The following is an 11,552-nucleotide window of genomic DNA, read 5'->3' as shown; positions in this document are numbered from 1 at the left end:
GGGGATCAGGAGGAATCCCTATCTTCCGGCGTCAGGCGCGGCGGTCCTGCACCTTGTTCTTGATGAACAGCGGCGGCAGCAGCCACGTCGCGAGCGCGGTGACGAGCCACACGATGAGCGTTCCGATGATCCAGGCCACCGGCCCGTCGATGCCGATGCCGGCGGCGGGGATCAGCACAGCGATGAGCAGCGCCACGAACGTCGACAGCAGGCCGATGCCCCCGATCAGCGCGTTGGCGTGCCTTCGCGTGATCTTGAAGAGCCAGGGCGCGAGCACGCTCTGGAGCACGGCGAAGATCACGACAGCGAGCAGGATCCCCCACCAGTCGTTCCAGTGGAGGGTGAAGCCGGGCAGGATCAAGTCGGCCGCGATGAGGCCGAGCGCCGCTGAGACGAGGAAGATCAGGGCACGGATCAGGAGCGTGAGCACGCTCGAAGCATAGCGGCGCGGCATCCGCCCCCCGCCGACCGTCAACGCCGAGACCGAGGATTCCCGCCGAGACCGATGGTCTCGCCCCGTCTCGCGGACGATCCCCCGTCCCGACGGATCAGTCGTCGGTGCCGAGGGCGGCCAGGCGCGCCTCCTCGTCGGCGGTGATCGCCGACTCGATGATCGGCTCGAGCGCGCCGTCCATCACCTGGTCGAGGTTGTACGCCTTGTAGCCGGTGCGGTGGTCGGCGATCCGGTTCTCGGGGAAGTTGTACGTGCGGATGCGCTCGGAGCGGTCCATGCCCCGGATCTGCGACTTGCGGGCATCGGATGCCGCAGCCTCGAGCTCCTCCTGCTGCTTGGCGAGCAGGCGGGCTCGGAGCACGCGCATGCCGGCCTCGCGGTTCTGCAGCTGCGACTTCTCGTTCTGCATCGACACGACGATGCCCGTCGGGACGTGCGTGATGCGCACCGCGGAGTCCGTCGTGTTCACCGACTGACCGCCGGGGCCCGACGAGCGGAAGACGTCGATCTTCAGGTCGTTGGGATCGATGTGGATCTCTTCGGGCTCGTCGACCTCGGGGAACACCAGCACCCCCGTCGTCGAGGTGTGGATGCGCCCCTGCGACTCGGTCGCCGGCACGCGCTGCACGCGGTGCACGCCGCCCTCGTACTTGAGGTGCGCCCACACACCCTGTGCCGGGTCGCTCGAGGTGCCCTTGATCGCGACCTGGACGTCCTTGTAGCCGCCGAGGTCGGACTCGTTGCGCTCGAGCAGCTCGGTCTTCCACCCCTTCGACGCGGCGTACTGCAGGTACATCCGCAGGAGGTCGGCCGCGAACAGCGCCGACTCGGCACCGCCCTCGCCCTGCTTGATCTCCATGATCACGTCGCGCGCGTCATCGGGGTCGCGCGGGATGAGCAGGCGCCGCAGGCGCTCCTGCGCCTCGGCCAGCCCGGCCTCGAGCGCGGGAACCTCCTCGGCGAACGCATCGTCCTCACGGGCGAGCTCGCGGGCGGCATCCAGGTCATCGGATGCCGCCACCCAGTCCTCGTGGGCCTTCACGATGCGCGACAGCTCGGCGTAGCGCCGGTTCACCCGCTTGGCGCGCGCCGCATCGGCGTGCACCGCGGGGTCCGAGAGCTCCTCCTGGACCGCGCGGTGCTCGTCGATCAGCCCTTTGACTGACTCGAACATCGAGGATCAGCGAATGCTGTTGTCGTGGTCGTGGCTGCGGCCACCGCCGTGCCCGTTCGCGGGCGCCGGGATCGACTTCTGCATCTGCACCAGGAACTCGACGTTCGACTGCGTCTCCTTGAGCTTGCCGAGCACGACCTCGAGGGCCTGCTGGGGCTCGAGGCCCGCGAGCGCGCGGCGGAGCTTCCAGGTGATCTTGACCTCGTCGGGCGACAGCAGCATCTCTTCGCGGCGCGTGGACGACGCGTTGACGTCGACCGCCGGGAAGATGCGCTTGTCGGCGAGCTGGCGGTTCAGGCGCAGCTCGCTGTTGCCGGTGCCCTTGAACTCCTCGAAGATGACGTCGTCCATCTTGGAGCCGGTCTCGACGAGAGCGGTCGCGAGGATCGTGAGCGATCCGCCGTTCTCGATGTTGCGCGCGGCGCCGAAGAAGCGCTTGGGCGGGTACAGCGCCGACGCGTCGACACCACCGGTGAGCACGCGGCCCGACGTCGGCGCCGAGATGTTGTAGGCGCGGCCGAGGCGGGTGATCGAGTCGAGCAGCACGACGACGTCGCGACCGAGCTCCACCAGGCGCTTCGCGCGCTCGATGGCGAGCTCTGCGACCGTGGTGTGGTCCTCGGCGGGACGGTCGAACGTCGAGGCGATGACCTCGCCCTTCACCGTGCGCTGCATGTCGGTGACCTCTTCGGGGCGCTCGTCGACGAGCACGACCATGAGGTGGACCTCGGGGTTGTTGATCGCGATGGCGTTGGCGATCTGCTGCAGCACGATCGTCTTGCCGGCCTTGGGCGGCGCGACGATGAGGCCGCGCTGGCCCTTGCCGATCGGTGCGACGAGGTCGATGATGCGCTGCGTCAGCTTCTCGGGCGCGGTCTCGAGGCGCAGGCGCTCCTGCGGGTAGAGCGGCGTGAGCTTGCCGAACTCGACGCGGGTCGCCGCGTCGTCCACGGACAGGCCGTTGATCGCGTCCACCTTGACGAGGGCGTTGTACTTCTGGCGGCTCGACTGCTCGCCCTCGCGGGGCTGCTTGATCGCGCCGACGACCGCGTCGCCCTTGCGCAGGTTGTACTTCTTGACCTGGCCGAGCGAGACGTAGACGTCGCTCGTGCCGGGCAGGTAGCCGCTCGTGCGGACGAAGGCGTAGTTGTCGAGCACGTCGAGGATGCCCGCGATCGGGATCAGGACGTCGTCCTCGCCGATCTCGGTCTCGAACTCGTCACCCGTCGCCTGGCTGGTGCGGCGCTTGTTGCGCTGACGGCCGCGGCCGCCCGCCTGCGGCTGCTCCTCGTCCTGGGCGTCGGCCTTCGGTGCCTCGGCGGCCGGCTGGGCGTTCTGGTTCTGGCCGCCTTGGGCGTTCTGGCCCTGCGCGTTCTGGCCGGCCTGGGCGTTCTGGCCCTGCGCGTTGCGGTTGCGGCTGCGGCTGCGGCTGCGGCTCCGGCTGCGCGACGGGGTCTCGGCACCCTCGGCCTCGGCGGCCTGCTCGGCGCCCTCCGCGGGCGCCTCTGCGTCGGCGGCGGGCGCTTCGGCGTCGGCGGCGGGGGCCTCTGCGGGGACGGATGCTGCATCCGCCGCCTGCTCGCCGGCCTCGGCGGGCGCGGCCTCGGCGGGCGCGTCGGCGGGTGCTTCAGCAGGCGCCTCGGCGACGGGCTCGGCCGGAGCGACGTCCGTGCTCTTCGCGCGGCGCGGCGCGCGCTTGCGCGGCGCCTTGGCGGGCGCGGCGGGGGCCTCGACGGCCTCGGCGGCGGCAGCCTCGGCACCGACGGCCTCGGCCACGACCTCTTCGGCCACGACCTCGGCGACGATCGCCTCGGCGACCGCCTCCTCGGCGACGGCGTCGGCGACGGCGGCCTCGGCCACGGCCTCTTCGGCGACGGCGTCGGCGATGATCGCCTCGGCCACGGCCTCCTCGGCCGTCTCCTCGGCGACTTCGGCCGCCGCGGCGTCGCCCGCTTCCTCGGCGGCGATCGCCTCGGAGACCGCCTCCTCGGCGACGGCTTCGGCAGCGAGGGCCTCGACCACCGCTTCGTCGGCGACGGCGTCGGCCGCCTCGGCGACCTCGACGGCCGCTTCGGCGACTTCCTCGGCCGCGACGGCCTCGATCACGGCTTCCTCGGCCACGGCCTCGGTCTGGGCTTCGATGCTGTCGGTGTTCTCGATGGCCTCGGGCGCTTCCGCGCGCTCGTCGGCCGGAACGTCGGCGTGGATCTCGGAGATGGACTCCACGAGTTCTCCCTTGTGAAAAACGGAACGATTGTGCACGATCGCACGGCACTGCCGGTGGCGTCTGGCTGTTCCGAACAGTTGTCACGCCTGTCGGAACACCCGCCGACGGGTGAGGGACCGCGAGGGTGCTCAGCGGACGTCGGCAGGTCAGAATGCCGTGCGGTGGTTTCGCAGATTTGCGACGGAGGCCAGATTCACGTCTTACGTGGAACCCTCCGCGTACTCCCTCACTGTACCACCCTTGAAGTCGACGGCGAGCATGAGCGCCTCCCACGGGGTGTCGGTCGTCTCCGCGGCGAGTCGCGCCGCCTCCAGGCGCCGCCCGGGGCCGTCGGCGAGCACGAGCACGCTCGGGCCGGCGCCCGATACGACCGCCGCGAAGCCCGCTGAGCGCAGGGTGCGCACCAGAGCGTCGGTCTCGGGCATCGCGCTCGCGCGGTAGTTCTGGTGCAGCTTGTCCTCGGTCGCCGCCTGCAGCAGCTCGGGGCTCTGCGTGAGAGCCGCGATCAGCAGCGCGGAGCGGGAGACGTTGAACACGGCGTCCTCACGCGGCACGTGCAGCGGCTGCAGGCTGCGCGCGAGCTTCGTCGACATCGTGAACGTCGGCACGAAGACCAGCGGGGACACACCGCGATGCACGAGCAGCTTCTTGTGCTGAGGGCCGTCCTCGTCGACCCACGCGATGGTCAGGCCGCCGAACAGCGCCGGAGCGACGTTGTCGGGGTGCCCCTCGAGCTCGGTGGCCAGTGCGAGCAGGGTGTCGGGTCCGAACTCGACGTCACCCTCGAGCAGTCCCTTCGCGGCCAGCAGGCCCGACACGACCGCCGCACCGGACGAACCGAGGCCGCGCCCGTGCGGGATGACGTTCTTGGCGGCCAGGCGGAGTCCCGGCATCCGTCGCCCCACCGACTCGTACGCGTAGGCGATCGCCCGCACCACGAGGTGCGAGGCGTCGCGGGGCACGTCGGCGGAGCCTGCGCCCTCGACCTCGATCTCGAGCTCGCCCTCGGGCAGCGCCGTGACGTCGAGCTCGTCGTACACGCTCAGCGCGAGGCCGAGCGTGTCGAATCCGGGTCCGAGGTTGGCGCTCGTCGCCGGAACCCGCACCACCACGCGGCGGCCGGGCGCCGGAGCGACGGCTGCGTTCACGCGGTCGCCGCCGCGGGGGCGAGGTCCAGGACGGACGCCACCTCCGACGTCGTGGCGTCGACCACCGTGGGCTCGACCTCCGAGCCGTCGGCGTTGCGCAGCGCCCAGTGCGGGTCCTTGAGGCCGTGGCCGGTCACCGTCAGCACGACGCGCGCGCCCTGGGGCACGACGCCCGCCTCGACGCGGTCGAGGAGTCCGGCGACGCTGATCGCGGACGCCGGCTCGACGAAGATGCCCACTTCGCCGGCGAGCAGCTTCTGCGCCGCGAGGATGCGGTCGTCGTCGATGGCCCCGAACCAGCCGTCCGTCGCCGCACGCGCCTCGAGCGCGAGGTCCCACGACGCGGGGTTGCCGATGCGGATGGCGCTCGCGACCGTCTCGGGGTTCTTGACCACCTCGCCGCGCACGAGCGGCGCCGAGCCCTCCGCCTGGAAGCCGAACATGCGCGGGACGCGCGTCGAGACGCCCGCCTCGGCCTCCTCGCGGTAGCCGCGGGTGTAGGCCGTGTAGTTGCCGGCGTTGCCCACGGGGATGAAGTGGAAGTCGGGGGCGTCGCCGAGCTGCTCGACGATCTCGTACGCGGCGGTCTTCTGTCCGTCGATGCGGTCCGGGTTGACCGAGTTGACGAGGTGCACCGGGTAGTTGTCGGCGAGCTCGCGCGCGATCTCGAGGCAGTCGTCGAAGTTGCCGCGGATCTGGATGAGGCGGCCGTTGTGCGCCACCGCCTGGCTGAGCTTGCCCATCGCGATCTTGCCCTCGGGCACGAGCACGGCAGCCGTGATCCCGGCGTGCGCGGCGTATGCGGCGGCGGACGCCGACGTGTTTCCGGTCGAGGCGCAGATGACGGCCTTCGCGCCGTGGTCGATCGCGCGCGACACGGCGACGGTCATGCCGCGGTCCTTGAACGACCCGGTCGGGTTCATGCCCTCGAACTTCACCCACACGTCGGTGCCGGTGCGGCGCGACAGCGCCGGGGCGGGCAGGAGCGGCGTGCCGCCCTCGCCGAGCGTGACCACGGTCGAGGCATCCGTGACGCCCAGACGATCTGCGTACTCGCGGAGGACTCCGCGCCAAACATGTGCCATGTCAGTCTCCTTCGAAACCCTCAGTTGCCTTCGACCCGCAGCACCGAGACGACGCGCTCGACGACGCCGCTCGCCGCGAGACGGTCGACCGTCTCGCTCAGGTCCTGCTCCAACGCCTTGTGCGTGCCGATCACGAGCCGTGCCACGCCGACCTCGTCGTCGCCCGCGGACCCCACCACCGTCTGCTCGACGGTCGCGATCGACACGCGCCCCTCGCTCAGGATGCCCGCGACCGTGGCGAGCACGCCCGGCTGGTCGTCGACCTCGAGCGTGATCTGGTAGCGGGTCGTCACGCGTCCGACCGGGACGATGGGCAGGTTCGCGAGCGTGGACTCGCCGACGCCGACCCCGCCCGCGATGTGACGGCGTGCCGCGGACACGACGTCGCCGAGCACCGCCGACGCGGTCTGCACGCCGCCGGCGCCCGCACCGTAGAACATCAGGTTGCCGGCCGCCTCCGCCTGGACGAACACCGCGTTGTTCGCACCGTGCACGCTCGCGAGCGGGTGCGCGCGGTCGATGAGCGCGGGGTAGACGCGCACCGAGATCGACTCACCGGATGCCTCGGTCAGGCGCTCGCACACCGCGAGCAGCTTGATGACGTAGCCGGCGTGGCGCGCGGCATCCATCATCGACTTGTCGATCGCGGTGATGCCCTCGCGGTGCACGGCATCGAGCGGCACCGTCGTGTGGAACGCGAGGCTCGCGAGGATCGCGGCCTTCTGCGCGGCGTCGTAGCCCTCGACGTCGGCCGTCGGGTCGGCCTCGGCGTAGCCGAGTCGCTGCGCGTCGGCGAGCACGTCGGCGAACTCGGCGCCCTCGGTGTCCATGCGGTCGAGGATGTAGTTGGTCGTGCCGTTGACGATGCCCATGATCCGCTGCACGCGGTCGCCGGCGAGCGAGTCGCGCAGCGGACGGATGATCGGGATCGCTCCGGCCGCGGCCGCCTCGTAGTACACCTCGGCGCCGACCTGATCGGCCGCGTCGAAGATCTCCGGACCGTGCGTCGCGAGGAGCGCCTTGTTCGCGGTCACGATGTCGGCGCCCGAGTTGATCGCATGCAGCAGGTACTCGCGGGCCGGCTCGATGCCGCCCATGAGCTCGATGACGATGTCGGAGCCGACGATGAGCGCGTCCGCGTCGGTCGTGAAGAGCTCGCGCGGGAGGTCGACGTCGCGCTTGGCGTCGACGTCGCGCACGGCGATGCCCACCAGCTCCAGTCGCGCACCCGCCCGGTCGGCGAGCTCATCGGCGTGCTGTCGCAGCAGCGCGGCGACCTGCGAGCCGACGGCTCCGGCTCCCAGCAGTGCGACCCGGAGGCGGCGGTAGTCGGTCATGCGTTCCCTTCCATCGGTGCACCGGCGAGCTCGCGCCCGTCGTGCACGGTGCCGAGGCCGGCGTCGCGCGCGAGCAGGTCGTCGACCGTCTCGCCGCGCACGATGACGCGCGCCTCTCCCCCGCGCAGCGCCACGACCGGCGGGCGGGGGACGTAGTTGTAGTTGCTCGAGAGCGAGAAGCAGTACGCGCCGGTCGCCGGCACGGCGAGCAGGTCGCCGGGCGAGACGTCGCCGGGGAGATACTCGGCATCCACCACGATGTCGCCCGACTCGCAGTGCTTGCCGACGACGCGCACGAGCGCAGGCCGGGCGTCGCTCGTGCGCGACGCGATCCGCGCCGAGTACTGCGCACCGTAGAGCGCCGGCCGCGCGTTGTCGCTCATGCCGCCGTCGACGCTCACGTACAGCCGCGTGTCGCCGCCCTCGAGCGCGACGGGCTTGGTGGTGCCGACTTCGTACAGCGTCACGCCGGCTCGGCCGACGATCGCGCGGCCGGGCTCGAACGCGAGGTTCGGAACCGGGATGCCGCGCACCTCGCACTGCCGCGCGACGGCCTCGGCGATGCCCAGGGCGAGCGCCTCGATCGGCGTCGGGTCATCGGCCGACGTGTAGGCGATGCCGAAGCCGCCGCCGAGGTTCAGAACGGGCAGCTCGCCGCCCTCGCGGAGCTCGGCGTGGAGCTCGACGATGCGGGCGGCGGATTCCTCGAACCCGGCGGTGCCGAAGATCTGCGAGCCGATGTGGCAGTGCAGGCCCACGAACTCGAGCCCGGGGAGCTCGCGGATGCGGGCGGCGGCGGCTGCGGCATCCGTCAGTGTGAAACCGAACTTCTGGTCCTCGTGGGCCGTCGCGAGGAAGTCGTGCGTCTCGGCGTGCACGCCGCTGTTGACGCGCAGCAGCACCGCCTGCGTCGCACCGCGGCGCTCGACGATCGCCGCGAGCCGCTCGATCTCGATGAGGCTGTCGATGACGATGGAGCCGATGCCCACCTCGACGGCGCGCTCGAGCTCGGCGACCGACTTGTTGTTGCCGTGGAAGCCCAGCCGCGCCGGGTCGGCCCCCGCAGCGAGCGCGACAGCGAGTTCGCCGCCGCTGCAGACGTCGACGGCGAGGCCCTCTTCGGTGACCCAGCGCACGACCTCGGTGCTGAGGAACGCCTTGCCGGCGTAGTAGACGCGCGCCTGCACGCCGTGCAGGGCCGCGGCAGCGCGGAAGGCGTCGAGGGTGCGGCGGGCGGTCGCGCGCACCTCGTCCTCGTCGATCACATAGAGGGGCGTCCCGAAGCGTTCCCGCAACGACGTCGCGGGGATGCCGCCGAGCTCGAGCACGCCGTCGGCGTCGCGCGTCGCTGCGGCCGGCCACACGACCGGGGCGAGCCCGTTCGCGTCGGCAGGGCGTTCGAGCCACGCCGGAGCGACGGAACGGGTGTGCGGGTCGGCGGACACGGTGGACCAATCGGTGGGAGCTTCGACGCTGGCCGTCCGGGAGTCCGGGTGCGGCTGTGCCAGGCGGGAAGGGTCACGCCCCGGCGGGAAGCCGGTCTCTGGCAGTGGTAGCAGTCTAGGGCACACCGCTCCCGGGCCCCGCGCCGTGTGACGCCCGGCGGCGCCTCAGGCGCAGGTGCCGTTCTGCTGCAGCGCCGGATCGGTGGCGATGGCCCCGTCGACATCGAAGTCCGCCACCAGCACGTCGCCCGCCACCTCGACGCCGGTGAGCGTCACGCCTGCCGGCAGGTACTGCGCGATGCAGACGTTCCAGTCGCGCAGCACCGTGTCGGCGAGGCCGCCGAACTGATCGCGCAGCGCGTCGGCCGTGACCTCCGACTGGCCGAGCTGGAGCGAGGCCGGCGAAAGGACGATGTCGCCCTCGGCGACGGACGGCGTCAGCGCGACCCCCACCGGGATGGCGGCGCCGAACAGCTGCAGGTCCATCGACATCGTCACGTCCGGCGCGGCGAGTCCGACCGTGTCGGCCGGGAAGCCGTCGACCGACGACAGCAGCGTGCGCAGCTGCGCCTCGTCGAGCGACACCGCCGCCGTCGCACCGCTCATCTCGCCCGTGCCCCGCACGGCGACGTCGTGCGCGGTGACAGTGACATCGCCCGCCACCCCGCCGAACGCGACGTCGTCGGACGCGATCGTCAGGTCGTCGATGGTGCCCGAGATGAGCTGCGGGATCACGGTGCCGCCGATCTCGACGTCGATCTGCTGGTCGGCCGGCAGCGACAGCTGCGTGCGCACCTGCTCGCGGACCACGCCGGTCACGATCTGGCGTGCGAGGGCCTCGGCGGCGAACCACGCGACGACCGCCAGCGCGGCCACGATCGCGAACCCGACGATCCAGGGCCACACGCGGCGAGACCGCTCCGGCGCCGTCGGCACCATGCCCTCGGGAAGCGGTTCGGTCACCTGCGTGTCGCCTCTGGCCATGTCTACATCCGTTCCGGTGCGGTGACGCCCAGCAGATCGAGCCCGTTGCGCAGCACCTGGCCGGTGGCGTCGTTCAGCCACAGACGGGTGCGGTGCACCGGCTCGACGGGCTCGTCGCCCAGCGGGATCACGCGGCAGTTGTCGTACCAGCGGTGGTAGAGCCCCGCGAGCTCCTCGAGGTAGCGGGCGACGCGGTGGGGCTCGCGCACCTCGGCCGCGAACGCGACGATGCGCGGGAACTCCTGGAGGGCGCCCAGCAGCGCGGACTCGGTCTCGTGCGTGAGGAGCTCGGGGGCGAACGCGGAGCGGTCGACACCGGATGCTGCGGCGTTGCGCGCGACGTTGTGCGTGCGCGCGTGGGCGTACTGCACGTAGAACACGGGGTTGTCGTTGGTGCGCTTGCGGAGGATCTCGGGGTCCAGCGTGAGCGGCGAGTCCGCGGGGTAGCGGGCGAGCGAGTAGCGCAGCGCATCGGTGCCGATCCAGTCGCGCAGGTCGTCGAGCTCGATGATGTTGCCGGCGCGCTTCGACAGCCGCGCGCCGTTGACCGATACGAGCTGCCCGATGAGCACCTCGATGTCCTTCTCGGGGTCGTCGCCCGCCGCGCCCGCGAGCGCCTTGAGACGGTGCACGTAGCCGTGGTGGTCGGCGCCGAGCAGATAGATCTTGTGCGCGAAGCCGCGGTCGCCCTTGTTGAGGTAGTACGCGGCATCGGCCGCGAAGTAGGTGTACTCGCCGTTGGAGCGGCGGATGACGCGATCCTTGTCGTCACCGAAGTCGGTGGTGCGCACCCACACGGCGCCGTCCTCGTCGAACACGTGGCCCTGCTCGCGCAGGCGGTCGACGGCCTCGTCCACGAGGCTCGGCTCGCCGTTCGAGCCCTGCGCGTGAAGCGTCCGCTCGCTGAAGAACACGTCGAAGTGCACGTTGAACTTCTCGAGGGAGGACTGCAGGTCGCCGAGCTGGAGCTGGTAGGCCCGGTCCCGCGCGACCAGCACCTGCTCGTCCTCGGGAAGAGAGAGCAGCTCGGGCACCGCGAAGGCGACGCGCTGCGCGAGGTCGTCGATGTACGAACCCGGGTAGCCGTCCTCGGGCGTCGGCTCGCCCTTCGCCGCGGCGAGCACGGAGCGGCCGAACCGGTCCATCTGCGCACCGGCGTCGTTGACGTAGAACTCGCGCACGAGGGTCGCTCCGCTGGCCAGCAGCAGTCGCGCCATCGAGTCGCCGAGGGCCGCCCAGCGGGTGTGGCCGATGTGCATCGGACCGGTGGGGTTGGCGCTCACGAACTCGAGGTTGATCGTGTTGCCGCGCTGCGACTCGTTCGTCCCGAAGGCTGCGCCCGCGTCGACGATGGTCTTCGCGAGCGCGCCCGCGGCCGCGGCATCCAATCGGATGTTGATGAAGCCGGGTCCGGCGACCTCGACGTCGGCGACGCCGTCGACCTGCGCGAGGCCGGCCGCGATGTCGGCGGCGAACTCACGAGGGTTCGCGCCGACGACCTTCGCGAGCTTGAGCGCCGCGTTGGAGGCCCAGTCGCCGTGGTCGCGGTTCTTCGGCCGCTCGAGCGGCAGGTCCGAGGCGGTGAGCCCCTCGGCCGCACCGGGTCGTCGTGCCTCCGCGAGCGGGGCGACGACGGCGAGCAGGGCGGCGGAGAGGGCTTCGGGGTTCATAGCCCGTCAAGTCTACGGGCGCGGGGTG

General features: G+C 71.5%; 9 protein-coding genes. All 9 read right to left on the bottom strand.

What is annotated here, in order from left to right; all coding sequences use genetic code 11:
- Nucleotides 1–31 precede the first annotated feature (31 nt).
- The 9 genes from ACFQ7C_RS14190 to ACFQ7C_RS14150 all read right to left on the bottom strand — a co-directional run bounded on the left by ACFQ7C_RS14190 (nucleotide 32) and on the right by ACFQ7C_RS14150 (nucleotide 11,524).
- Nucleotides 32–430 carry a hypothetical protein gene (locus ACFQ7C_RS14190; RefSeq protein ID WP_378902231.1) on the bottom strand — a complete coding sequence of 133 codons (399 nt, stop codon included), beginning with the start codon at nucleotides 428–430 and terminating at the stop codon, nucleotides 32–34.
- A 118-nt stretch (nucleotides 431–548) separates the two neighbouring features.
- Nucleotides 549–1,628 carry a peptide chain release factor 1 gene (gene prfA / locus ACFQ7C_RS14185; RefSeq protein ID WP_378902228.1) on the bottom strand — a complete coding sequence of 360 codons (1,080 nt, stop codon included), beginning with the start codon at nucleotides 1,626–1,628 and terminating at the stop codon, nucleotides 549–551.
- Between the two features lie 6 nt (nucleotides 1,629–1,634).
- Complete coding sequence (gene rho / locus ACFQ7C_RS14180; RefSeq protein WP_378902224.1) at nucleotides 1,635–3,854, bottom strand: transcription termination factor Rho; 2,220 nt, start codon at nucleotides 3,852–3,854, stop codon at nucleotides 1,635–1,637.
- Nucleotides 3,855–4,055: 201 nt separating this feature from the next.
- Nucleotides 4,056–5,003 carry a homoserine kinase gene (gene thrB / locus ACFQ7C_RS14175; RefSeq protein WP_378902221.1) on the bottom strand — a complete coding sequence of 316 codons (948 nt, stop codon included), beginning with the start codon at nucleotides 5,001–5,003 and terminating at the stop codon, nucleotides 4,056–4,058.
- On the bottom strand, nucleotides 5,000–6,088 hold the full coding sequence (gene thrC, locus ACFQ7C_RS14170; RefSeq protein ID WP_378902218.1) for a threonine synthase: 1,089 nt from the start codon (nucleotides 6,086–6,088) through the stop codon (nucleotides 5,000–5,002). The genes thrB and thrC overlap by 4 nt, the downstream gene beginning before the upstream one ends.
- Nucleotides 6,089–6,108: 20 nt before the next feature.
- Nucleotides 6,109–7,425 (bottom strand): homoserine dehydrogenase, encoded by a 1,317-nt coding sequence (locus tag ACFQ7C_RS14165; RefSeq protein WP_378902215.1) that lies wholly within the window; start codon nucleotides 7,423–7,425, stop codon nucleotides 6,109–6,111.
- Complete coding sequence (lysA, locus tag ACFQ7C_RS14160) at nucleotides 7,422–8,870, bottom strand: diaminopimelate decarboxylase (protein WP_378902212.1); 1,449 nt, start codon at nucleotides 8,868–8,870, stop codon at nucleotides 7,422–7,424. The genes ACFQ7C_RS14165 and lysA overlap by 4 nt, the downstream gene beginning before the upstream one ends.
- A 165-nt stretch (nucleotides 8,871–9,035) precedes the next feature.
- Complete coding sequence (locus ACFQ7C_RS14155; protein WP_378902209.1) at nucleotides 9,036–9,854, bottom strand: DUF2993 domain-containing protein; 819 nt, start codon at nucleotides 9,852–9,854, stop codon at nucleotides 9,036–9,038.
- A gap of 2 nt (nucleotides 9,855–9,856) precedes the next feature.
- Entirely contained in the window at nucleotides 9,857–11,524 is a 1,668-nt protein-coding gene (locus ACFQ7C_RS14150) for an arginine--tRNA ligase (RefSeq protein WP_378902206.1), read from the bottom strand.
- Between the last annotated feature and the right edge of the window lie 28 nt (nucleotides 11,525–11,552).

It is taken from the genome of Microbacterium sp. NPDC056569, assembly GCF_042793475.1.
Taxonomy (GTDB): Bacteria; Actinomycetota; Actinomycetes; order Actinomycetales; family Microbacteriaceae; genus Microbacterium.
The sequence above is the reverse complement of the archived record's forward strand: the minus strand, read 5'-3'. Positions and strand labels throughout refer to the sequence as shown.

Coding starts and splice junctions, on each gene's coding strand:
- ACFQ7C_RS14165 (WP_378902215.1), bottom strand. CDS start 7,425: ATGACCGACTACCGCCGCCTCCGGGTCGCACTGCTGGGAGCCGGAGCC.
- ACFQ7C_RS14155 (WP_378902209.1), bottom strand. CDS start 9,854: ATGGCCAGAGGCGACACGCAGGTGACCGAACCGCTTCCCGAGGGCATG.
- thrC (WP_378902218.1), bottom strand. CDS start 6,088: ATGGCACATGTTTGGCGCGGAGTCCTCCGCGAGTACGCAGATCGTCTG.
- prfA (WP_378902228.1), bottom strand. CDS start 1,628: ATGTTCGAGTCAGTCAAAGGGCTGATCGACGAGCACCGCGCGGTCCAG.
- ACFQ7C_RS14150 (WP_378902206.1), bottom strand. CDS start 11,524: ATGAACCCCGAAGCCCTCTCCGCCGCCCTGCTCGCCGTCGTCGCCCCG.